Below are 23,382 nucleotides of genomic sequence, written 5' to 3' on the forward strand. Positions count from 1 at the left end.
CACTCGAGTCCGGAAAGCGATATCGCATGCGATATCGCTTTCGACAACCATGTGCCGCCCGGAACTGGGCGCCGCCACCCGGCCGTCACAGCAGCGGGTAGCAGTCCCGCACGCGGTCGATCCACCACTGCCGCCGATCCGCCGACACCGCCAACCCGGCCAACCGGGCCGGGTCGGGAGTGACCGACCCGACCGGCAGAAAGCCGTCGGTGGGCAATGCGACATCCGCCACGTCCTCGACGAACAACCCGCCGGTGCCCAATCCGCAGGCGTGCGGCAACTCCGGTAGGCACGCCGCGGCCAGCAGACCGCGGGACATCCCCACCGCCGAGTCCAGCGCACTCGACACCACCAGCGGGATGCCGATCGCCGCGGCGATGTCCAGCAGCCGGCCCACCCCACCCAGCGGGGCGACCTTGACCACCGCGATATCGGCCGCCTGCAGCCTGGCCACCCGGAACGGATCGGTGGCCTTGCGGATCGACTCGTCGGCCGCCACCGGCACGTCGATCAGCCGGCGCAACTGCGCGAGCTCTTCGGCCGTCGCACAAGGCTGTTCGAGATACTCCAAGGGCCCGAGACTGGCGGCCGCCCGCACCGCCTGGTCCACCGTCCAGCCCCCGTTGGCATCGACCCGGACGACGGGCACCAGGGCGCGCACCGCCGCCACCCGGTCGATGTCGTCGGCAAGGGTCTGCCCTGGCTCGGCGACCTTCACCTTCGCGGTCCGTGCGCCGGGAAACCGGGCCAGCACCTCGGGCACCTGCGCCGCGGGCACCGCGGGCACGGTCGCGTTGATCGCAATACGGTCCCGTCGCGGCATGGGCGAAACCCCGTACGCCGCTTCGATTCCGGACGCCAGCCAGTGCACGGCCTCGGGCGGCTCGTACTCCAGGAACGCCCCGAACTCACCCCAGCCCGCGGGCCCGTCGATCAGCGCCACCTCGCGCACGGTGATCCCGCGGAACCGCACCCGCATCGGCAGGGCGACGATGTGCAGCCGCTCCAGCAGGTCGTCGAGCGGTGCGTCAAACGGTGGCGCGATCGCGACCCTCCCAGTGTGGTGTGCGCAAGTCCTTCTTCATGATCTTGCCAGTCGGGTTGCGCGGCAACGCGTCGGTGAAGTCCACCGTCTTCGGGCACTTGTAGGCAGCCAGCCGTTGCCGCGCCCAGGCGATCAGCTCGTCCGCCGAAACCTCGCCGCCGGCCTCCCCGACGGCCTCTCTGTCCAAGGCGACGACGGCCTTGACGGCCTCACCCCACTTCTCGTCGGGAACCCCGAACACCGCCACCTCGGCCACCGCCGGGTGCTCGGCGAGCACCCGTTCCACCTCGATCGAGTAGATGTTCTCCCCGCCGGAGATGATCATGTCCTTGAGCCGATCCTCGACGAAGACGTAACCGTCGGCGTCGACCCGGCCGATGTCGCCGGTGCGGAACCAGCCGTCCGGGGTGATGGCCTCGGCGGTGGCCTCCGGCTTGTTCAGATATCCCTTCATCAACTGCGGTGTGCGGAACCACAATTCGCCTTGCTCTCCGTCGGGCACATCCTCGCCGGTATTCGGGTCGACCACGCGCAGCTGCGCCTCGGGGATCAGCGTGCCCGCGCTGATCAGGCGCTCCTCGTTGCCGCCGCGGTGATCTTCGGGCATCAACCGGGTCACCACACCGCACACCTCGGTGAGCCCGTACACCTGGATGAACTCGGTGTCCGGCCAGGCCTGCAGCGCCCGCCGCAACAGCGGCAGCGGCATGGGCGAGGCACCGTAGGCGTAGGTCTTGAGCGCCCCGAACAGCTGCACCGCGTCCGGGCCGGTGTCGAGCACCTTGGCCAGCACGGCGGGCACCAGGAAGGTCCGGTTGGCGCCGGCGAGGATGCCGCCGGCCAGCGCGGCCCCGTCGACATCGCGGGTCATGTAGCTGGGTACACCGTTCTGCAGGCCGTACTGCATGTAGGACGTGCCGCCGACGTGGAACAACGGCATGGCGACCAGATTCTTGTCGCCCGGCTCGGCGGTCCAGCCCTCGAAGGCGTTGACGGTGTGGGCGATGACATTGGCCTGCGTCAGCGCGACACCCTTGGGCCGGCCGGTGGTACCCGAGGAGTACATCACGATGCACACGTCATCGGGGGTGACCTCCGGGGACCGCCCGACCGGGCTGGCCGCGGCCAGCATCGCCTCGTACCCGTCATCTCCGTCGGGCTTGACCTCGACGATCTCGGTAACGGCCGGCAGCTTGTCGCGGATGGCCTCGACGGCCGGCATCAGTTCGGCGCCCACGAACAGCAGGGTGGCGCCGGAATCGTTGAGCACGTAGTCCAATTCCTCGGCGGCCAGCCGGAAGTTGATGATGGCGTTGGCCGCACCGAGCGACGCGGCCGCCAGTGTCGCCTCCACGCAGGCGGGGTGGTTCTTGTCCAGGAACGCGACGACGCCACCGCGCCCGACGCCGCGCGCCGCCAGCGCCCCGGCCAGCCGCCGGACCCGATCGTCCCATTGCGACCAGGTCCAGCTGCGCTGCAGATAGGTCACCGCCTCGGCATCGGGTGTGGTGGCCGCCCACCGCGCGACACGTTCATCGAGAAACCGGGGTGCGGGCAACTCTGACATGCCAGCAGCGTGCCATGACGGATCCCGCACCAGCCGGCTTTCCGGCAAACCTGTTCTGCGCTCAGGTCGCCCGGTGGTGGCGCGGGAACTGGGCCACCACAGCCGAGCCGTCCGCGCGGGGATCCGCCGCCGCGATCAACCGCCCGTCCTCGCCCACCTGCACCACGTTGGCCTGCCCCAGCCCTTCGGTGTGCGGTGGCACCTGTACCACGTCGAGACCGGACGCGGCCAGTGCCGCAGTGGCGGCGGGGTCGAGCCCGGTCTCGACGACGACCGTGTCGTCGGTGCAGCCCGCCACCTGTTGCCCGACCACCGCACGGGGCGCGGAGACCGCGTCCGCGGCGCTTACCCCGGCGATCATGCGCAGCAGCACCTGCGTGAGGATCTGCGGTTGGCCCTGCCCGCCCATCGTCGCCAGCACATGACCGACCGCACCGCCACGGGTGGTCAGCACCGGCATCAAGGTGTGCAGCGGACGCTTCCTGGGCGCAAGGACATTCGGTGACCGCAGGTCGAGGGAGAAGCTGGTGCCACGGTTGTGGAACAGGATGCCGCTCTGCGGATCGATCAGGCCCGAACCGAAGGCGTGGTAGACGCTCTGGATCAGGGACACGGCGAAGCCGTCCTCATCGGCCGCGGCCACGCCGACGGTGTCACCGCCCGGCACCGCCCGCGTGGGCCCCTCCGCGGATCCCAGCGGGGCCGCAGCGGCGAGGTCCTCGCTCACCAGCGCGGCCACGTCGACCTGGGCCAGCCGTGGATCCGCCAGCCGGGTCGACCGTAACCGGTTGCCCTGATGGAACACTCGCATCAGCGTGCCGAGGTCGGTGCCGAGCGGCGCGTCCAGACCCAGATCGCGGATGGCCGTCAGGGCCCGCAGCATCACGAACCCGTGTGTGTTCGGGGGGCTGGTCAGGACGGTCAGGCCATGGAAATCCATCGCGATGGGATCGGTGACCTCCGGCCGGAACTCGGCGAAGTCGGCAGCGTCGAGCACCGAGCCGTGCGAGCGCAGATACCGCACCGTGCGATCGGCCAGACCGCCGGTGTAGAACTCGTCGGGCCCGGCACCGGCCAGTGCGCGCAGGCTGGCCGCCAGGGCGGGCTGGCGCAACAGCTCCCCCCGTCGCAGCGGACGCCCCGCGGGTCGGAAGATCTTGTCGAAATCCGCCATGCCGAACAGGTCGGCGTTCTCGGGATCACGCAGGTGACTGTCGAGGGATTCGGCCACCGGCACCCCGGCCTGCGCAATCCGCTCGGCCGGGCGCAGCAGCCGCTCCCAGGGCAGCCGAGCGCCGAAGCCGCGCAGGGTTTCCCAGCCGCGGACTCCGCCGGGCACGGTCACCGCGTCGGCGCCGCGCACCGGAAGGGCGCCGCCGTGGGTCGCCCGCATCCCGGCGGCATCGGCGCCGGTCCCCGACCAGCCCGAGGCGTTGACGCAGCGCACCACCCCGTCCGGGGTGCGGACCAGCGCGATCAGATCTCCGCCGAGTGCGACATTGTGTGGATAGACCACGGTGAGCACGGCGGCCGCGGCGATCGCGGCGTCGATCGCGTTGCCACCGTCGCGGTAGGCGGCCGTCGCCGCCTCGGTCGCCAGGACGTGCGGGGTGGCGATGGCGCCGGTGAACGGCGACGCGCCGTTGGTCATGGGCACTGCTGATCAACTCCCTCGGGAGGACGTACCGGCATCCGGCGGTCAGTGGATGGTGGACAGGAACGCTTTGGTGCGTTCGCTTTTGGGCCTGGCGAACAGTTCGTCGGGCGGCGCGTCCTCGATGATCCGGCCCGCGTCCATCACGATGATCCGGTCGGCGACATCGCGCGCGAACCGCATCTCGTGGGTCACCACCACCATCGTCATCGCCTCGCGGGCGAGTTCGCGCATCACCGCGAGCACCTCCCCCACCATCTCGACGTCGAGGGCACTGGTGGGCTCGTCGAACAGCATCACCTTGGGACGCATGGCCAGGGCCCGGGCGATCGCCACGCGCTGCTGCTGCCCGCCCGAGAGCTGGCTGGGCCGTGACTGCTCCTTGTCCCCCAGGCCGACTCGTTGCAGCAGGGCCCTGGCGTCCTCACGGGCCTTGTCCTTCGGCTGGCCGAGCACCCGGACCGGCGCGTTCCACACGTTCTCCAACGCGGTCATGTGCGGGAACAGGTTGAAATGCTGGAAGACGAACCCGATTTCCCGGCGCCTGCGGGCCAGTTCGGTCTTGCCGATCTTGCGGCCGCCCGCGCCGTGTGCGATGGACTGTCCGGCGATGCGGATCTCGCCGCTGTCCAGCTCTTCGAGATGGTTGATCGATCGCAGCAAGGTCGTCTTGCCGGCTCCGGACGGCCCGATGAGCACCACCACCTGGCCGCGATCGATGTCGAGGTTGACATCGTCGAGCACCCGCCGGCCGCCCAGCGTGCAGCGCGCGTCGTGGATCGAGACGATCGGCTGAGCCGGCTGGGTGTCGTTGTCGTTCACTGCTTCTCCTGACGGGACGGTCATGCCTGCGGCTGTAGGGCCGGGTTCGGCGCGGCCCGCCGGGCGCCCAGCAGCCGCTGGGTGATCGGCACGCGCGCCTGGATGCCCAGCTGACGGGCCAGCCGGTTCTCGATGCCGGCCTGCACGAAGGTCCAGATCGTGGTCAGCGCAAGGTAATAGATGGCGGCGACGATGAAGATCTCGAAGGTGTGAAACGTCGCCGAGCTGATGGACTGGGTGACCAGGAACATCTCGCTGACACCGATCACCGACAGCACCGAGGTGGTCTTCATCATCCCGTTGAACGAGTTGCCCAGCGGCGGGACCATCACGCGCAGCGACTGCGGGACGATCACCCACCGCATGAGTTTCATCGGTGTCATGCCCAGCGACGCCGCCGCCTCGAACTGCCCTTTCGGTACGGAATCCAGTCCGGCCCGGACGATCTCGGCGATATAGGCGCTCTCGTTGATCATCAGTCCGATGATGGCGGCCTGCACGGCGGCCTTCACCGACAAGCCGGCCAGTGACACATCGTGGAACTGGTACAACCCGACGGCCGCCAGCCCGGTGTAGATGATGACCAGTTGCACCAGCAGCGGCGTACCGCGGATCACCCAGATGTACACGCCGGCACACCAGCGCACCACGGCGAACTGCGAGCGCCGCATCAGGGCCAGGACCAGCCCGAGCAGGGTGGCCAGCACCATCGCCACCACCGAGATGACGATGGTCAGTACCAGTCCGTCCAGGAATGGCGCGCTCGGGGTGAGCAGCGCCTTCCAGAAGAACTGCCAGTCGAAGGTCATGACGGGCTACTTCCGGATGCTGAGGTCGGCCTGACCCCACTGGGCCATGATCTTGTCGTAGCTTCCGTTGCCTTCCAGCGTGGCCAGGGCGGTCGCGATGGCGTCGTGTAATTCCTTGTTGCCCTTGAGCGTTGCCGCACCGATCTTGATGGTGCCGAACGGCTGTCCGGCCATCTGGATCTTGGCGCCGGTCTTGGTGGCGTAGTAGCCCAGTGTCTCGGCGGTATCGAGATAGGCGTCGACCTGCCCGTTCTGCACCTGTTGCAGTGCCACGTCGGCATGGCTGTTGCGGTTGATGTCGACGGCGGGCTTGCCTGCGGCCGTGCACTTCTCGGACTGTTCGGTGGCCAGCGCTTCGGCGGTGGTTGCCACGGCCACGATGACCTTCTTGCCGCACAGGCTGTCGTCCATCCCGGTGACCGCCGCCGGTTTGTCCTTCGACACCGCAATTCCGGTGCCGGAGTACACATACGGCACGAAATCGACCACCGCCTCGCGTTCGGGCTTGATGTAGAGCTGCGCCATGATCACATCGCACTGCTTGGCCTGCAACGTCGGGATGACGGCCGAGAACGCCGACTCGACGAACTGCGATTTGAGACCCATCTCGGCAGCCAGGGCCTTGCCCAGGTCCACTTCGCTGCCCACCAGGGCGCCGGTCTCGTCGTGATAGACGTTGGGCGGCGTGCCGTCGTTGGGGGCACAGATCTTCAGCGTGCCGGCCTGCAGGATGGCCGGTGGGGCCACCTTGGCCGGCCCGCTGGGCGCCGGCGCCGACGAGTTCGACGACGAGCACGCCGCGAGCGCCGGCGCGGCCAGCAATGCGGCTCCGGCCAGTCCGGTGATCAGGGCTTTCTTCAGGGCTTTCTTCAGGGCTTTCTTCAACGGTCCTCCAGAAGTCGTACCGATGCCGGCATGGTTCACGTCACCCTCACGGCGCCTATCGAACGATAGGCCGCTATCGATCGATAGGGAAGCATTGGCCGGAACTCGTTACACAGTTAACGCAGTCGTCACGGGAGGAGGTGGACGGTCAGTTCGCGTCGGCTACGGCCGGCACCGGCAGCCGGCCGCGCGTCATATCCCGGACGGCGTCGAGCCGGGATTGGTCGACGAGCAGTGCGCGCAGCACGAAATCGGCCGCCTGCAAAGGACGTTCGCCGTGCATCGGCCCGGCCGGTCCGCCCTGTTCACGCAGCGTCTCGAACAGCGTGCCGTTGATCACCCGCAGCACGAAGCCCGGCTCGAAGGCCACGAACTCGCCGGCGGCGCGACCGCCCTCGACCAGACGCTCGACCTGGTCGTGGAACATCGCGATACCCTCGCGCTCGGCTTCGAACGCGTCGAGCGCCAGCACGGCATCGTGGTACAGGCCGCGGGCATCGAACGGCTGGGCCAGGCCCTCGAGCACGTCATAGGCGATCCCGAGATGGAGTCTCTCCGCCCAGGAGGACGTCTCCTCAAGCCGGCGTTGCATGCGGTCGATGCTCGGGCCCAGGTCGAGTTCGACCAGGGTGCGGAAGATTTCGTGCTTGGCCTGGAAATGGTGGAACAGCGAGGGCTGCCGGATGGCCACGGCCTCGGCGATATCGCGCGTCGAGGTGCCGAAGTAGCCACGCTGGGCGAACAACACCGACGCCGCGAGCAGGATGCGGCCCCGGGTCGAGGACCAGTCCACCGCCCTCGGCTCCCAGCCCTGCCCGTATTTCACGGCTCAACTCTGTCACACGGTGGCGCCGGGAGGTTTCGGATAGACCTGCCGGCCGGCCAGGAACGTCGCCCGCACCTCGATCCCGGCGATGTCCTCGGGCGCGGTTTGCAGTGGATCCGCCGCCAGCACAACGAAATCGGCGTACTTGCCGACCTCGATGGAGCCGACCACGTCATCGGCGAACAGCTGGTAGGCGGCGTCGATGGTCTGCGCCCGGATGCCCTGCTCCACCGTGAGCCGTTCCTGTGGGGCCAGCACCCGCCCGCTGGGCGCGGTGCGGGTGGCGGCCACGGCGATGTTGCGCAGCGGTTCCTCCGGAGTGACCGGTGGATCGTTGTGCAGCGAGATCCGCATGCCGGTGGCCACCGCCGAGCCGCAGGGCATCCACTGCTCGCCGCGTTCGGGCCCGAACAGTCCGTCGACGATCACGTCCCCCCAGTAGTGCAGTTGGTCGACGAACAGACTGCAGGTCACTCCGAGATCGTGCGCCCGCTGCAATTGGGCCGGGGTGATGGCCCCGATATGTTCCAATCGCAGTCGATGGTCGTCGCGCGGATTGGCTTGCAGCGCTTGCTCATACACGTCCAGGATGGTGTCCACCCCGTGGTCGCCGTGCACGTGGCAGGACATCTGCCAACCCTTGGGGTAGAACGTGCCGACGATCTCGGCGAGCTGTTCACGGGTGTAGTTGGCATGTCCACAGGAGCCCGGGACCACACCGATGATGCGGGTGTCCTCGGTGTCCAGGTACGGGAAGGTCAGGTCGATATTGCCGATCCACGGCGAACCGTCCACCCAGATCTTGATGCCGACCTGGCGGACCAGGTCGTCGCCGTCGCCGGGCTGCGCGTCGGTGTGCAGTTCGGCCGTCGACATCTCGTAGGTGCGCAACCGCACCGTCAGCCGGTCGTGCAGGGCCGCCAGCATCGGACGGAACATCGGGTCGAACGCCATCTCCGAACAGGTGGTCAGCCCCGCCCGGTTCAGCCGGGCACACTCGGCCAGCAGCATCGCCGGATAGTCGCTGACCTTGATGGCCCCACCCAGCAGCGGGAACACCGCGGCCGACTCCTCGGCGGTGCCGTCCAGCTCGCCCTCGGCGTCGCGGCCGTACCGCGCGCCCTTCGGATCGGGAGTGTCGCGGTCCAAACCGGCGACCCGGGCCGCCGCCGAGTTGAAGAACGCCTTGTGCCCGGAGCTGTGGATGATCACCAGCGGGGTGTCCGCGACCCCGTCCAGCCACTGCAGCGTGGGCTCGGGCAGACCGCGCTGCAGCAACGGATCCCAGCCGTTCAGATACGCGCCGTCGGCGCCGCGGCGGGCGACCTCGGCGTGGATCGCCGCGACGACATCGTCGGCCGAGCCCACGGTGACCGGCCGGATGTCGACCATCCGATCCGACAGCGCGACCGCCTCCATCAACGGATGACCATGTGCCTCCACGAATCCGGGCAGCACGCACCCGTCGTCGATATCGAGCACCGTGGTGTCCGGGCCCACCCAACCGGCGGTGTCGTGCGGATCCATCCCGACGGCGACGATCCGGCCGTCGGCCACCGCCAGCCATCGCGCGGTGGGCCGGGCGTCGTCGACGGTGCGGATGTGTCCGTTGATGACCAGGTCGGCGGGCATGCCCCGGATGCTAGGGCCTGGCCGTGTCGGCCGCAGGTGTCCCCGCGAATCGGTCGTCAGGCGATCCGCTCGGCCTTGGCGGCCTCCCGGGCCAGCATCCGGTCGCGCTGCTCCTCGAACCGGAGGACCTGTTTGCCCAAGTCCTCCAGATACCGGGCCAGTTGCTCGCGGCGCTGCTCACCACGCGCCGTCACGTCGTCACGTTCGAAGATCCGCCACTTCTTCACCGTGGGCAGCACGACTTCCTCGAGGTGCTGGCGCAGATCGTAGATGCCGTGCTTGGCCATGATGACGCTGTTGCGCCGCCAATTGGGCATACCGCGGCCCGGCATCTGGAACCCCTCGATGATCGCACACACGGCCTCCATCGCCTGATCCGGCGACAGGTCGAAACCGGCGGAGAACACGTTGCGGTAGAAGACCATGTGCAGGTTCTCGTCGGTCGCGACGCGTTGCAGCATCGACTCGGCGAGCGGGTCGTCGCAGACCTTTCCGGTGTTGCGATGGCTGACCCGGGTCGCAAGCTCTTGAAGGGTGGCGTACGCGGCGATCATGAGTGGGCCCGGTTCATGGATTCGGCGCTCTTCTTCGCTCGGGTCGTAGCCGTTGCGCATGTGTTCCATACGGGCCCGCTCGAGGGCGACCGGGTCCACACCACGGGTCACGACGAGGTAGTCGCGGATGACGATGCCGTGCCGGTTCTCCTCCGCCGTCCACAGGTTGACCCACTGGCCCCAAGCGCGGTCCAGCGAGAAGTGTTCCGCCGCGCCACGGTGGTAGGACGGCAGATTGTCCTCGGTCAGCAGATTGGTGACCATCGCGACCTTTGCGACTTCGGACAGCTGCGACTGCTCGGGCTCCCAATCCTGCCCGCCGAGCGCGGCGAAGTTGCGGCCGCGGTCCCAGGGAACGTAGTCATGCGGATGCCATTCCTTGGCCACCGCCACATGGTGGTTGAGGCCGTCTTCCACCACCGGCTCGAGCTCATCGAGGATCTCGGTGTCGGTCAAATGTCTCTGCATGCATCCCCTAGGTATCGACGTGGCCATGGCCTGTCCGCACAGCTGCGCAGTGCACCGGCGCCTGGGCACCAGGCTGCGATGACAGATGTGCGGGCCCGTTCGGGGAGCGGCCGGCCAGGAGTGCTATCCGCCCATGTCCACGTGATTGCGTCGGGGACGGTCCCGGCCAGCCCTACGGGGTGTAACTTTGTCCGACCTCGGCGGTCGGTCCCTTCCAGTGATTTCCGAGAAGCCTACGCGTCCGACATGTGCACTCCGGACAACGGCGCACGGAGACCGGCACGGGCCCCGTCCCATCGGGGGTGCGCGCACCCCCGATGGGACGGAAAAGAATTTCGTGCGCCATGTCGATTTGGTGGTGGTGTCGCTCGACGTATCAGCGAGGGCCACCCGAAAAGATGGCAAGAGCCCCGAACCCGAGGAGAGAACACGATGTCGCGCTACATGCTGATCATGCGGTCCACCCCGGCGGCCGAGGAGTTCGTCGCGCAGAATGTCGATTTCGACGAGATCATCGCGGCGATGGGCCGCTACAACGAGGAACTGATCAAGGCCGGCGTCATGCTGGCCGGCGAGGGACTGACCCCGCCCGAGGAGGGCTTCGTCGTCGATTTCGACGCCGACCCGCCGGTGGTGACCGACGGCCCCTACGCCGAGACCAAGGAACTCTTCAACGGCTTCTGGATCCTGGACGTGTCTTCGAAGGAAGAGGCCAAGCAGTGGGCGCGCAAGTGCCCGCTCGGGCCGGGCGTGTTGCTGGAGGTGCGCCGGGTCAGCGAGTCCGACGAGTTTCCGCAAGACAACGAGTGGATCCAGAAGGAGATCCAGTGGAAGGCCGATCTCGCGGAGAAGGCCGCCGCAGCCGCCCGCGCCGCCGCCGGGCGCTGAGATCCTGATCGCGGATTCCCCGGCGCTGCCGCGCACTGCCGGGGAATTCGGGGCATCCCCTGGCTTCATTTCTGGAACACGTTCTAGTGTGTCCTTATGAGTGACGAATTGCTGCGCCACCCGATCCATTCCGGACATCTCACCGTCGGCGCCCTCAAGCGCAACAAGAACAAGCCCGTACTGTTCCTCGGCGACACCACGCTGACCGGCGGCCAGCTCGCCGAACGCATCAGCCAGTACATTCAGGCGTTCGAGGCGCTGGGCGCGGGCACCGGTGCGGCCGTCGGGCTGCTGTCGCTCAACCGTCCCGAGGTGCTGATGATCATCGGCGCCGGGCAGACCCAGGGGTACCGCCGCACCGCACTACACCCTCTAGGCTCACTGGACGACCACGCCTACGTGCTGACCGATGCCGAAGTCAGCACCCTGGTCATCGACCCCACGCCCGCGTTCGTGGAGCGCGCGCTGGGACTGCTGGAGAAGGTGCCCTCGCTCACGCAGGTGCTCACCATCGGCCCGGTCCCGCAGGCGCTCGACGGTGTCGCGAAAGACCTGGCCGCCGAGGCCGCCAAGTACGATCCGCAGCCGCTGGTCGCCGCCGACCTGGCCCCCGACCATATCGGCGGGCTCACCTACACCGGCGGTACCACCGGCAAGCCCAAGGGCGTCATCGGCACCGTGCAGTCCATCACCACGATGACCACGATCCAGCTCGCCGAGTGGGAGTGGCCCGAGCATCCGAAGTTCCTGATGTGCACCCCGCTGTCGCACGCCGGGGCGGCGTTCTTCGTGCCGACCATCATCAAGGGTGGCGAACTGGTGGTGCTGACCAAATTCGACCCGGCCGAGGTGCTGCGGGTGATCGAGGAGCAGAAGATCACCGCCACCATGCTGGTGCCGTCGATGATCTACGCCCTGATGGATCACCCGGATTCACACACCAGGGACCTGTCCTCGCTGGAGACCGTGTACTACGGCGCCTCGGCGATGAACCCGGTGCGGCTGCGGGAGGCGATCGACCGGTTCGGCCCGATCTTCGCGCAGTACTACGGCCAGTCCGAGGCCCCGATGGTGATCACCTACCTGGCCAAGGGCGACCACGACGAGAAGCGGCTGACCTCGTGCGGTAGGCCCACCGTGTTCGCCAGGGTGGCGCTGCTGGGCGAGGACGGAAAACCCGTGCCCCAGGGTGAGGTCGGCGAGATCTGCGTGTCCGGGCCGCTGCTGTCCGGCGGGTACTGGAATCTGCCGGAGGCAACCGCCGAAACCTTCAAGGACGGCTGGATGCACACCGGCGACCTGGCCCGCGAGGACGAGGACGGCTTCTATTACATCGTCGACCGCACCAAGGACATGATCGTGACCGGCGGCTTCAACGTGTTCCCGCGCGAGGTGGAGGACGTCATCGCCCAGCATCCCGCCATCGCGCAGGTGTGCGTGATCGGCACCCCCGACGACAAGTGGGGGGAGGCGGTGACGGCGGTCGTCGTGTTGCGCCCCGGCACCGACGGCTCGGAAGCGGCCGTCGCGACCATCACCGCCGAGATCCAGGCGGCCGTCAAGGACCGCAAGGGTTCGGTGCAGGCGCCCAAGCAGGTCGTCGTCGTCGACGCGGTGCCGGTGACCGCGCTGGGCAAGCCGGACAAGAAGGCGGTGCGGGCCCAGTTCTGGGCCGGCGCGGCCCGCTCGGTGGGCTGACCTCGGCAGAATAGGCGGTATGCCCGCCGACATGCGCGAGACCGTCGACGCGGTCTGGCGGATGGAGGCCGCCAGGGTCGTCGCGACCCTGACCCGCTGGGTCGGTGACATCGGGCTGGCCGAGGACCTGGCGGCCGACGCCATGGTCGACGCGCTGACCCAGTGGCCGCAGAGCGGGGTGCCGCGCAATGCCGGCGCCTGGCTGACCACGGTGGCCAAACGCAAGGCCGTCGACCATTGGCGCCGCCAGGACAACCTGGACGCCAAGTACGCGGTGCTGGCCCGCGACCTGGCCGATCATGTCGACGAGGATTGGGATCCCGATCGCATCGACGACGACGTGCTGCGGCTCATCTTCGCCGCCGCCCACCCGGTGTTGTCCCGGGAGGCCCAGATCGCGCTGACGCTGCGCGTCGTCGGCGGGCTGACCACCGACGAGATCGCGCAGGCCTTCCTGACGCCGAAAGCGACGGTGGCCGCACGCATCACCCGCGCCAAGAAGAGCCTGGCCGGGCTGGCGTTCGAGGTGCCCGACCGCGGCGAGTTCGGGTCCCGGCTGGCGGCGGTGCTCGGCGTCATCTACCTGATCTACAACGAGGGCTACTCGGCGTCCTTCGGCAGCCGCTGGATCCGTGACGAATTGTGCAGTGAGGCAATGCGTCTGGCCCGCATCCTGGTGGCACTGGCGCCCGGTGAGCCCGAGGCGCACGGGTTGCTGGCGTTGATGGAGTTCCAGTCCTCGCGGTTCGCCGCCCGCACCGATGCCGACGGCAACGCCATCCTGCTGGAGGATCAGGACCGCACCCGCTGGGACCGCGCCGGCATCCAGCGCGGCATCCAGGCGCTGCGGCGCGCCGAGACCGCGCGCGCCGGCCGCGGCTGGGGCGCCTACGGATTGCAGGCCGCACTGGCCGAATGCCATGCCGTCGCCCCGACGAGCGCCGACACCGACTGGACCCGCATCGTGGCGATCTACGATGCGCTGCTGCAGATTTCGCCGTCACCGGTCATCGAACTGAACCGCGCTGTCGCGGTGGCGATGGTGCACGGGCCCGCCGCCGGCCTGCGCATCGTCGACGAGATAACCGGCCTGGACCGGTCGTACCTGCTGCCCAGTGTGCGCGGCGAACTACTGGACCGGCTGGGCCGGCATGACGAGGCGGCCGGCGCCTTCCGGGCCGCGGCGGCGCTGGCCGGCAACGAACGCGAGCGCGACGTGTTGCTGCACAAGGCCACCCGATATTCACGTGACTGACACCGCGCCGTGCGGTACGCATGAGGGCGTGTCCGACCTGACCCTGCGCACCGTGACCGATGACGACGACTTCCACGATTTCATGTCGGCGATGTCGGCGGTGTTCCTGGAGGATCTGCACGAAGACGAGTACCAACTCGGCCGTGCCTTCACCGAATTGGACCGCATGTTCGGCTTCCATGACGGGAAGCGCTGGGCCGCCACCACGGGCGACTACCACAAGAAGGTGAGCCTGCCCGGCGGGGCACTGGTCCCCGTCGCCGCCGTCACCGGGGTGACGGTGGCGTCGAGTCACCGGCGCCGCGGCCTGCTGACGGCGATGATGCGCCACCAGCTCGAGGACATCCGGTCCCGCGGCACCGAGGCACTGGCCATGCTGTTCGCCTCGGAGACCATGATCTATGGCCGGTTCGGCTACGGCCTGTCCAGCTTCAACGCCGTGCTGTCCGGACAGGTACGCGACCTCGCGTTCCGCCCCGAGGTCGATCTGGGTGGCGGCACGGTCTCCGAGGCCGACGCCACGGCCCTGTTGGACACCGCCCCGGCCATCTACGACCGTGCGCTGGCCGGACTGCCGGGCCGGATGGACCGCACCCTGCCGTGGTGGAAATACGTGATCGCCGACCTCGAGCGCCGACGCAAGGGCACCGGCGGCCTCCGGTTTGCCCTGCACCACGAGCCCGACGGCACCGCGAGCGCCTTCGCGGTCTACCGCGCCAAACCCGAGTGGACGTCCACCGGACCCAATGGCGAACTGCATGTCCAGGAGGTGCGGGCCACCAACCCCCGCGCCTACGCCCGCATGTGGCGATTCCTCCTGGAGGTGGACCTGGTGCGCAGCATCACCTACGACGGAGCCGCGGTCGACGAACGACTGCGCTATCTGGTCGCCGACCAGCGCGCGCTGCACTGCGAGGTCAATGACGGCATCTTCACCAGGCTCGTCGACGTGCCGGCCGCGCTGAGCCTGCGCCGGTACGCCGCCGACATCGATGTCGTGCTGGAGGTCGACGACCGGTTCTGTCCGTGGAACACCGGACGGTACCGGCTGCGCGGCGGTGGCGACGGTGCCGAATGCGAAAAGACCAGCGCCCCAGCAGATATCACCATCTCCGCACGAGACCTGGGCGCCGTCTACCTGGGTGGGGTCAACATGGCGACGCTGGCCTCGGCCGGCCTGGTCGGCGAACACACCGCAGGCGCGGCGCATCGGGCGGCCACGGCCTTCGGCTGGCCGGTGGCGCCGGCCAGGCCCGATCACTTCTGAGCCAAGATGGAACGGTGACTCGACTACGCGCGGTGCTCTTCGACTACTCCGGCACGCTGTTCCGACTCGAGGAAGACGACAGCTGGTTCGACGGCATCACCGTCGACGAGCAGGCTGTCGAAGGCCACGTGCAGGCCGAGCTGATGCGCCGGGTCACCGCGCCCACCGGCAGCTCCGTGCCGATGTCACCCGAACAGCAGCACAACTGGGCCCGCCGGGACCTGGAACCACATCTGCACCGGGAGGCCTATCTGCACGTGCTGCGCGAATCCGGGCTCACCGGCGAGGATGCCGCGGCCCTGTACCCCAAGCTGGTCGACCCGGCATCGTGGACGCCGTATCCCGACACCGCCGCCACCTTGAACGGATTGCGCGCGGCCGGCATCAGGACGGCGGTGGTGTCCAATATCGCCTTCGACCTGCGGCCGGCGTTCGCCGCCGCCGGCACGGCCGCCGACGAATACGTGCTGAGCTTCGAGGTGGGTGCCATCAAACCGGATCCCGCCATCTTCGGCATCGCGCTGCAGCGCCTGGGCGTCGACCCCGCCGAGGCGTTGATGGTCGGCGACAGCGAGGAGGCCGACGGCGGGGCGCGTGCCGTCGGCTGCGCCTTCGCCCTGGTGGACCCGGTGCCCACCGCGGAACGGCCCGACGGGCTGACGCGGGCGCTGCGCCAGTACGGCCTGGTTGTCTAGCCCGCCGTCCAGGTCTGCGTCCGGGTGCGCGACACGACGGCGCCGCCGTGGATGACGACGCGGTCGGCCGGCGCGTTGGCGATCACGTCGGGGACGCTGGTACCCCGGATCGCCAGCAATTCGGCGCGGGCACCGACGCGCGGACCGGCGTCGGGGAGGCCGAGGACCGAGCGCGCGTCGTCGGTCACCATCGCCAGCGCGGTGCCGGGCTGCACGTGCGCGGCGATCACCGCCAGCATCGCGGTCTCCAGCGCATCGCTGCGGCCCAGCGGATTGAACGGATCGCGGACGTTGTCGGCGCCGGCGGCGACGGTGACCCCGGCCGCCCGCAACGCCGCGACCGCAGTGATCCCGCGTGGTGTCGCCGTGGGCGTGTCCCGGCCCTGCAGATACAGGTTGGTGATCGGATTGGCGACGACGCCGATACCCGCCTCGGCGATTCGCGGTAACAGCCGGTCGAGTTCGTCGACCGTCATGGTGCCCAGCCGGGTGCAGTGGCTCGCGGTCCGGATGTGTCCGTCCGGCCAGGTCCGCACCCGTTCGGCATAGTCGGCGATCGAATGATGGTCACCGAACAGGAATTCGTCGGTGTGCAGATCGGCTCCCACCCCGCGGGACTCGGCGGCACCGAGCAGCCGGTCCAACTCGGCGAGCGGGTCCGCGGCGCTGTGCGGCGATCCGCCGACCAGATCGGCGCCGGCATCCAGCGCCTGGTGCAGCAACTCCACCGGCGAATATGTCTTGATCAGCGCGACGATCTGGATGTCCATCACCGCGTGTAACTCGCGACGGACGGCGGCCACGGCGCGGATCCCGCGCAGCGGGTCGTCGCCGGTCAGGACGTCGACATGGGTACGCACGGCGGTGGTGCCGTTGCGCAGCAGCGCCAGTGCGGCCGCGCGGGCGCGTTGCCGGAACGACTCCTCGTCGAACCGCACGGACCCTTGCTTCCAGGTGGCGATAGCGTCGTGCAGGTCGCCCGGCTGCGGCCGCAGCGCATCCCACGACAGCGCCTTGTCCAGGTGCGCATGCGGTTCGGCGGGCGCGGTGATCACCAGATGCCCGTCCAGGTCGAGCACATCGGGGCCCGTCCGCGCGGACGACGCCGGCCGGACCGCGGTCACGGTATCCCGCTCGATATCGATGTCCACCACGGAACCGTCGACCAACGTGGCGGCGCGGATCAACGAGAGAGGTTGCGGCGCAGCCGTCATCACAGCCGCCGGGTGCGGACGTACAGCCCGGCGACATGTGCGCAGGCGGCCGACCGGGCGCCCTCCGCGTCACCGGCCTCGACGGCGGCGACGATCCGCTCGTGCTCACCGACGGCCAGCCGGCGGTTGAGTTCGGTGGTCCACATGTCGGAGCGGTACAAGTGGGACTGGCCGTCGAGCCGGGCCAGCGCGTCGCTGAGTGGCCGGTTGCGGGCGGTGTCCCGGATCAGGGTGTGGAACTCCAGGTCCAGCCGGGCGTCACGGTGCCGGTCCGGTGCCTCGTCGAGCAACTCCCGCTGCACCTCGACCATCTTGCGCAGTTGCTCGACGGTTGCGCGGGTGGCGATCAGCGTGGCGTTGTGCGCGGCCAGCCCGTCGAGCACCTCACGGACCTCGAACACCGCCTTGACCGCATCATCGTCGAGCAGGGTCACCCGGGCCCCGGCGTTGCGGGTGTGGGTGGCCAGCCCTTCGTAGATGAGTTGCTGCACCGCCTCCCGGACCGGGGTGCGCGAGACGTTGAGCCGCGCGGCGAGCGCCGGCACCGACAGGGGGCTGCCGGGCGCGAGTTCCCCGCTGAAGATCAGCTCCTGCAACGCGTCGTGCACCGACTCGGTGAGCAGGGTGCCGTCCGATGCCGTCATGTACGCGCCTCCTGGTTCGCCGCCGCAGACACCCGGGCCGCCTCCCGCAGCTGGGTCTGCGGCGCGGCCCCGGTGCGCAAACCCGCGACCTTCATCGCGATGTTCTCGGCAACGGTAATCGGCTGGTACCCGACCTCGCCGTCGGCGAGGGTGCCCGGCAGCGCTTCGAGCACCGCGTCGTAGTTCCCGTCGAAGAAGAACGCCGCCGACCGCCTGCGCTGGATCCGGCCGTCGACCACCGGCGGATCGACGCGGTGCACGGTGGACAGCCACCGGTCGTTGGTCCACCGGGCCATCGCGTCGCCCAGGTTGATCAGCAGCGCGCCGTCCGCGGGCTGCACGTCATGCCACCCGCCGTCGCGGTCCAGCACCTGCAAACCCGGAACCTGGTCCGCCCACAGGACGGTCAGGATGCCGAAATCGGTGTGCGCGCCCATCCCCTGCAGATCCTCGGCGGGCTCGCCTTCGGGCAGCGCGAAGTTGTTCATCTTCAGCACTTCGATCGAGTGGTCGATCATCGGGTCGAAGTAGCGCGGCGGGAGCGCCAGCGCGTCGGTGACCACCGTCATCAGGGTGCGGGCCAGCCGCTGCGCCTCGGCGAAATACCGTTCGACGCGGGGCCGGAAACCGGGCGCGGCATCCGGCCAGTTGTTGGCCGCATAACTGCTCTCGGGCACCTGCAGCGGCCCGAAGGCCGACGCGGGCACTCCGACCGTGTACGCCTCGTAGTAGTCGTTGGTCGGGTTGGTGGCGATGCCGAGGCTCATGCTCAGCGATTCGCTCTTGGGCGGCGAATAGCCCCGGTTGGTCGACGGATCGCGGCGGTGGGGCACCTTGGCCGTCAGCGGCAGGCCGAAGAACTCGTCGAGGGCGGCAGCCAGATCGGCGATCGCCTCGGCGTCGATGCCGTGACCGACGACCTGCACGAAGCCGACCTCACGGCACGCGGTGTCGAAGGCTGCCGCCACCCGCGCGCAGGCGGGATCGCCGGCCGCGCTCCCGCCCGCGGTGTAGCAGCTGATATCGAGCACAGGTACGTCGAACATGGTGTCTCCCTTGCTGATCAGAGTGTGCGGCCGGATTCGTGCCAGCGGCCGATCATCAGCCGGGTCGCCAGGCCCATGGCCCCGAACACCAGCACCCCGAACACCGAGGCGAGCACGATCGCCGCGATCAGATCGTCGGATTGCAGCCGGCCGCGGTACACGTCGAGCAGGGTGCCGATACCGGGTTGCCCCTTGGCGAAGAACATGTCCCCGATGATCGCGCCAACCACCACCAGGCCGGCCGCGGTGCGTACGCCGGCCAGAATGGCCGGAAGTGCCGCGGGCAGTTCGAGTTTGACCAATCGGTCCCACCGCGACGCCCCGGACACCGTGAACAGTTCGTGCATACCGCGGTCCACCGAACGAATGCCGAAGTGGGTGTTCGTGATGATCGGGAACACGGCGATGAGGACGCAGACCAGCGTTCGGGCGGCCATCCCGTAACCGAGCCACAGCCCGATCAGTGGCACGATCGCCAGGATGGGGATCACCTGGATGACGACCGCGTACGGATAGATCACCTTTTCCAACCAGCGGGCCTGGCACATCAGCACGCCGATTCCGACCCCGATCAGGACGGCAACGGCGAACCCTGCCGCCGTGACCTGCGCGGTCACCGACAACGCGGCCAGCATCGGCCGCAGATGCGCCCAGTCCAGCAGCGAGTGGCGCAGCACGTCGGCCGGCGGTGGCAGCATGAATCGGCGTTCGGGCGCCAGCACCAGGTAGCTGACTGCCGACCACACGCCGAGCCCAACCGCCAACGACAGCAGTGGGTACCAGACGGCGGCTCCGATCCGCTTGCCGCGCTTGCCCTCTGGCCGGGCGGCCACCGGGACCGTCCGTCCTGCCAGCCACCGGCCGGCCAGGCCGGAAACGGAACCGAGCACTGCCATCATGACCTCCCGCGCAGCAGCGCCGACACCTCGGCGGCCTTGTCCGTGAACCGGGACTCGAAGCGCAGGTCCTGGTGTCGCGGCGCGGCGAAGTCGATGTCGACGATGCCGGCGATGCGGCCCGGTCGTGCGGTCATCACCACCACACGGTCGGCGAGGTAGACGGCCTCGGGCACCGAGTGGGTGACGAACACGGCGCTGAAACCGCGTTCGGCGTACAGACGTTGGAGTTCGACTTGCATGTCCAACCTGGTCATCTCGTCGAGTGCACCGAACGGTTCGTCGAGCAGCAACACCTCGGGCGACAGCGTCAGCGCACGGGCCATCGACACCCGCATCTTCATGCCTCCGGACAGTGTCCTGGGAAGCTGATCGGCGAACTGATCCAGACCCACGGCCGAAATGGTCTCCTGGGCAGTACTTTTGACAACCCTCGGGTCGATGCCGTTGAGCTCGGCGCAGAGTTCCACGTTGGCCCGTACGCTGCGCCACGGCAGCAGCGTGGGTTCTTGGAAGATGAACCCGACCGAGGTGGTGTCCAGGAGAACCGATCCCGAGGTGGGCTGTTCCAAACCGGCCGCCATCCGCAGCAGCGTCGACTTGCCGCATCCCGACGGTCCGACGATCGCCACGAACTCGCCTCGGCCGATTCGCAGGTCGACATGCTCGATCGCGACCGTTCCGGTATCGAAACGCTTTGCGACACTGTCGAATACGATTCGAGACTGCCCGACGGCGGGTCCTTGGTCGATACCGCGCACCGCGGTGACCGGTTCCACATGCACTCCTCGAGGGTCGACCTCATCCAATTTACATGCACACGATCGAAGTCATCGCGATAACCAGAGTCGATTACATGTATTACGCCGCGATTTCCCAACGTTAACCCGCGGTAAGAAGATCGCCGCCGAGGCGCGAAACCGCCAGTTAAACCGGGGGGGATTGCACGGCGGATGCAATCGTTAACACCGTCGCAACGCGAAGCATGATTGCATGTAATCACGACTTCCGGCCCACATACCGTCCCAGCGGGTCACCCACCAGCCACCCTACCGAGGAGCATCATGTATCGATCAGCGTTGCGGACGGCGACGGCCATTGCCGGCGCCGCAGTCTGCCTGACCGCCTGCGCCTACGGCGCGGAACAGCCCGCCGGCCAGCCCACGCTGGAACCCGCGGCCGACGCGCAACGGCTCGCCGGTGTCTGCCCCGCGAACATCGGTATCCAACTGCAGTGGCAGCCGCAGTCGGACATGGGCGCGGTGTTCGACATGCTCGGCCCGGGTTACCGGGTGAACACCCAGGACAAGTCGGTGACCGGGCCCCTGGTCGCCGCGGGCAAGGACACCGGGGTGACGTTGACCCTGAAGTCCGGCGGTCCGGCGATCGGCTTCCAGTCGGTCCCATCCCAACTCTATGTGGACGACTCGCTGATGATGGGCATCGTCCACGGTGACCAACTGGTCGCCGCCGCGGCCAGCCAGCGCGTCGTGGGCGTCACGCCGCTGCTGAAATACAGTCCCGCAATCCTGATGTGGGACAGGCAATCCCACCCGTCATGGTCGACGGTGGCCGACATCGGAAAGTCGGACGCCACGGTGGTGGTATCCAAAGACCAGATTTTCCCGCAATGGATGGTGCAGAAGGGCATGCTCAAGCCATCCCAGATCGACACCAGCTATGACGGCGCACCCGCACGCTTCGTCGGCGATCCAACGGTGGCGCAGCAGGGTTTCGCCAACTCCGAGCCCTACACCTACGAACACGACACCCCGGCATGGAACAAGCCCGTTGCCTACGGTTTGATCAAGGATGTCGGCTACGACGTCTACGCGTCGAACATCGCGGTACGGGCCGACAAGGTCGACCAGTTCGCCCCCTGCCTTGAGCGACTGGTACCGATCATCCAGCAGTCCGGCCTGGACTATGCCGCGGCGCCGACCGCGGTGAACAAGGTGATCGTCGACGTCGTGTCACAGGACAGCACCTACTCGCCGTACACCGAGGGGGAAGCCGCCTTCAGCGCCGACCTGCTGGTGAAGAAGGGCCTGCTCGCGGCGGAGGACAACGGGTCCTTCGGCGTGTACGACCCCGCACGCACCGCACACAATCTGACCGACCTGCGCGCCGTGCTGGCCGCCAGCGGGAACATCGTGCCCGGCGACCTCACCGCCGACGATCTCTTCAGCAACCGGTTCACCGATCCCACCATTCGAAAGGCCACCGCATGAACGACATGACCGAACTCCTTCGCGAACGGTCCATGGGGGCACTCGGCACCGAGAGCATGCGCGAGGTCCGGCGCATCTCGCTGGCCGGGCTGCCCGGGCGGCGCAGCCAGATCGCGGACGAATTGTGGTCCGCAGCAACCGATATCGGGTTCTTTCAGGTAGTCGACCACGGGATCGACCTCGCCGACGTACGGAACGCCTTCGCCGCGGCCGAGCGGTTCTTCGCACTACCCGAGGAGGTCAAGTCCAGGCGGCCGAAACGGTTCAACTCCGGGTGGGAACAACTGACCCAGGTGCGGCCGTCGGTCGGGGTGCCCGATCAGAAGGAGTCCTACCAGATCACGCTGTCCAACATGGACGGACTGTGGCCCGGCGAGGACGAACTGCCCGGGTTCCGGGCCACCATGCTGGACTTCGAACGCAAATGCTGGGCCTTGGCGATGGAACTGTTGTCGCTGTTCGCCGACAAGCTCGACTTCGACCGCGACTTCTTCACCCGCGCGCACGATCCGGCCTCGCCCACCTACCAGAGCACGCTGCGGCTGCTGCACTACTTCGCGCTGCCCGCCGACGCCGACCTCAACGGAGTGTGGCGTGCGGGCGCGCACACCGACTTCGACTGCTTGACCCTGCTGTTCCAGCGCGATGGGCAGGGCGGCCTGCAGGTCTGCCCGGGCAAGGAGATGGCCGCCCAGGAGTGGACCTCGGTGCAGCCCTCGGAGGAAGCGATCACCTGCAATATCGGCGACATGCTGATGCGCTGGAGCGACGACCAGCTGCCGTCGAACTTCCACCGGGTCAAGAGCCCCGGGCCCGACGACCACCGCGGGGCGCGCTACAGCATCGCCTTCTTCGCGCAGGCCAACAGCGAGGTCACCATCGCCGGCCCGACCGCCAAATACCCGCCCATCAGCGCGAAGGACTACCTGCAGCAACGGATCAGCGCCAACTTCACACGGTAGCCACTACTACAGGTGCGGGGCTTCCTTGATCTTGCTGTCCTGCTTGCCCGCGGTCTGGCAGAACGTCTGTACCGAAAGCCGGGTACCGGTGATCTCCAGTTGGGCTGCGTCGGTGCCCTTTTCGTCCTTGAGCATCTTGGCGACCGCGTCGGTCTGGGTCTTCTCGTCGGCTTCCAGGAAGCTCTTGCACGACGTGTCACCGCCGGTGATCGAAGGGGCGGAGCATCCTACGAGCAGTCCGGCCGCCGCGACCATCGTCACCAAACCCGCAGAGAACTTCATCGTCACCCTCCTGTCCTGGGCGCGCGTCGGCGCCGCTGTGGC

General features: G+C 68.3%; 22 protein-coding genes. 7 read left to right on the forward strand and 15 right to left on the reverse strand.

Going from position 1 to position 23,382, the window contains the following annotated elements; all coding sequences use genetic code 11:
- Window positions 1–85: 85 nt before the first annotated feature.
- The 9 genes from AWB94_RS27785 to AWB94_RS27825 all read right to left on the reverse strand — a co-directional run bounded on the left by AWB94_RS27785 (window position 86) and on the right by AWB94_RS27825 (window position 10,262).
- Window positions 86–1,045: an o-succinylbenzoate synthase gene (locus AWB94_RS27785; protein WP_062658445.1), complete on the reverse strand. Its 960-nt coding sequence runs from the start codon at window positions 1,043–1,045 to the stop codon at window positions 86–88.
- Window positions 1,029–2,612 carry an AMP-binding protein gene (locus AWB94_RS27790; RefSeq protein ID WP_062658446.1) on the reverse strand — a complete coding sequence of 528 codons (1,584 nt, stop codon included), beginning with the start codon at window positions 2,610–2,612 and terminating at the stop codon, window positions 1,029–1,031. The genes AWB94_RS27785 and AWB94_RS27790 overlap by 17 nt, the downstream gene beginning before the upstream one ends.
- A gap of 61 nt (window positions 2,613–2,673) precedes the next feature.
- On the reverse strand, window positions 2,674–4,263 hold the full coding sequence (locus AWB94_RS27795; RefSeq protein ID WP_062658447.1) for a gamma-glutamyltransferase family protein: 1,590 nt from the start codon (window positions 4,261–4,263) through the stop codon (window positions 2,674–2,676).
- A gap of 48 nt (window positions 4,264–4,311) precedes the next feature.
- Complete coding sequence (locus tag AWB94_RS27800; RefSeq protein ID WP_062658448.1) at window positions 4,312–5,112, reverse strand: amino acid ABC transporter ATP-binding protein; 801 nt, start codon at window positions 5,110–5,112, stop codon at window positions 4,312–4,314.
- Window positions 5,109–5,897 carry an amino acid ABC transporter permease gene (locus AWB94_RS27805; RefSeq protein WP_062658449.1) on the reverse strand — a complete coding sequence of 263 codons (789 nt, stop codon included), beginning with the start codon at window positions 5,895–5,897 and terminating at the stop codon, window positions 5,109–5,111. Before AWB94_RS27805 ends, AWB94_RS27800 begins: the two co-directional genes overlap by 4 nt.
- Before the next feature lie 6 nt (window positions 5,898–5,903).
- On the reverse strand, window positions 5,904–6,782 hold the full coding sequence (locus tag AWB94_RS27810) for an ABC transporter substrate-binding protein (RefSeq protein WP_234811907.1): 879 nt from the start codon (window positions 6,780–6,782) through the stop codon (window positions 5,904–5,906).
- Between the two features lie 148 nt (window positions 6,783–6,930).
- The gene (locus tag AWB94_RS27815) at window positions 6,931–7,608 is read right to left on the reverse strand and encodes a TetR/AcrR family transcriptional regulator (RefSeq protein WP_062658450.1); all 678 of its coding nucleotides are present in this window, start codon (window positions 7,606–7,608) and stop codon (window positions 6,931–6,933) included.
- 12 nt (window positions 7,609–7,620) lie between these two features.
- Window positions 7,621–9,240, reverse strand: coding sequence for an amidohydrolase (locus AWB94_RS27820; RefSeq protein WP_062658451.1), 1,620 nt, complete (start codon window positions 9,238–9,240; stop codon window positions 7,621–7,623).
- 56 nt (window positions 9,241–9,296) lie between these two features.
- On the reverse strand, window positions 9,297–10,262 hold the full coding sequence (locus AWB94_RS27825) for an acyl-ACP desaturase (protein ID WP_062658452.1): 966 nt from the start codon (window positions 10,260–10,262) through the stop codon (window positions 9,297–9,299).
- A 432-nt stretch (window positions 10,263–10,694) separates the two neighbouring features.
- On the opposite strand from AWB94_RS27825, the gene AWB94_RS27830 reads away from it, so the two are divergent.
- The 5 genes from AWB94_RS27830 (at window position 10,695) to AWB94_RS27850 (ending at window position 16,065) form a co-directional block, all read left to right on the forward strand.
- Window positions 10,695–11,150 (forward strand): YciI family protein, encoded by a 456-nt coding sequence (locus tag AWB94_RS27830; RefSeq protein ID WP_062658453.1) that lies wholly within the window; start codon window positions 10,695–10,697, stop codon window positions 11,148–11,150.
- A 96-nt stretch (window positions 11,151–11,246) separates the two neighbouring features.
- Entirely contained in the window at window positions 11,247–12,848 is a 1,602-nt protein-coding gene (fadD8, locus tag AWB94_RS27835; protein ID WP_062658454.1) for a fatty-acid--CoA ligase FadD8, read from the forward strand.
- Between the two features lie 19 nt (window positions 12,849–12,867).
- Complete coding sequence (locus AWB94_RS27840; protein WP_062658455.1) at window positions 12,868–14,103, forward strand: RNA polymerase sigma factor; 1,236 nt, start codon at window positions 12,868–12,870, stop codon at window positions 14,101–14,103.
- Window positions 14,104–14,131: 28 nt separating this feature from the next.
- A complete protein-coding gene (locus AWB94_RS27845) occupies window positions 14,132–15,370 on the forward strand; it encodes a GNAT family N-acetyltransferase (RefSeq protein WP_062658456.1) in 1,239 nt (412 codons plus the stop codon).
- A 14-nt stretch (window positions 15,371–15,384) separates the two neighbouring features.
- Window positions 15,385–16,065, forward strand: a complete 681-nt coding sequence (locus AWB94_RS27850) for an HAD family hydrolase (protein WP_062658457.1) — start codon at window positions 15,385–15,387, stop codon at window positions 16,063–16,065.
- On the opposite strand, the gene AWB94_RS27855 is transcribed toward AWB94_RS27850, so the two are convergent.
- Genes AWB94_RS27855 through AWB94_RS27875 form a run of 5 tightly spaced genes read right to left on the reverse strand, consistent with a single transcriptional unit; the run spans window position 16,062 to window position 20,644 of the window.
- Window positions 16,062–17,252: an amidohydrolase family protein gene (locus AWB94_RS27855; protein ID WP_234811908.1), complete on the reverse strand. Its 1,191-nt coding sequence runs from the start codon at window positions 17,250–17,252 to the stop codon at window positions 16,062–16,064. The two genes, AWB94_RS27850 and AWB94_RS27855, sit on opposite strands and share 4 nt — an antisense overlap.
- A gap of 26 nt (window positions 17,253–17,278) precedes the next feature.
- A complete protein-coding gene (locus AWB94_RS27860) occupies window positions 17,279–17,923 on the reverse strand; it encodes a GntR family transcriptional regulator (RefSeq protein WP_062658459.1) in 645 nt (214 codons plus the stop codon).
- Window positions 17,920–18,969 (reverse strand): isopenicillin N synthase family dioxygenase, encoded by a 1,050-nt coding sequence (locus tag AWB94_RS27865; RefSeq protein ID WP_062658460.1) that lies wholly within the window; start codon window positions 18,967–18,969, stop codon window positions 17,920–17,922. The genes AWB94_RS27860 and AWB94_RS27865 overlap by 4 nt, the downstream gene beginning before the upstream one ends.
- Window positions 18,970–18,986: 17 nt before the next feature.
- Window positions 18,987–19,868, reverse strand: coding sequence for an ABC transporter permease (locus AWB94_RS27870; protein WP_062658461.1), 882 nt, complete (start codon window positions 19,866–19,868; stop codon window positions 18,987–18,989).
- Window positions 19,865–20,644, reverse strand: coding sequence for an ABC transporter ATP-binding protein (locus AWB94_RS27875; RefSeq protein ID WP_062658462.1), 780 nt, complete (start codon window positions 20,642–20,644; stop codon window positions 19,865–19,867). Before AWB94_RS27875 ends, AWB94_RS27870 begins: the two co-directional genes overlap by 4 nt.
- Window positions 20,645–20,929: 285 nt before the next feature.
- On the opposite strand from AWB94_RS27875, the gene AWB94_RS27880 reads away from it, so the two are divergent.
- A complete protein-coding gene (locus AWB94_RS27880; protein ID WP_062658463.1) occupies window positions 20,930–22,096 on the forward strand; it encodes a hypothetical protein in 1,167 nt (388 codons plus the stop codon).
- Window positions 22,093–23,058: an isopenicillin N synthase family dioxygenase gene (locus AWB94_RS27885; protein ID WP_062658464.1), complete on the forward strand. Its 966-nt coding sequence runs from the start codon at window positions 22,093–22,095 to the stop codon at window positions 23,056–23,058. Before AWB94_RS27880 ends, AWB94_RS27885 begins: the two co-directional genes overlap by 4 nt.
- Before the next feature lie 6 nt (window positions 23,059–23,064).
- Here AWB94_RS27885 and AWB94_RS27890 read toward each other — a convergent pair whose 3' ends face one another.
- Window positions 23,065–23,340 carry a hypothetical protein gene (locus tag AWB94_RS27890; RefSeq protein ID WP_024450767.1) on the reverse strand — a complete coding sequence of 92 codons (276 nt, stop codon included), beginning with the start codon at window positions 23,338–23,340 and terminating at the stop codon, window positions 23,065–23,067.
- Window positions 23,341–23,382: the final 42 nt, after the last annotated feature.

Source organism: Mycolicibacterium canariasense, from assembly GCF_002101555.1.
Taxonomy (GTDB): domain Bacteria; phylum Actinomycetota; class Actinomycetes; order Mycobacteriales; family Mycobacteriaceae; genus Mycobacterium; species Mycobacterium canariasense.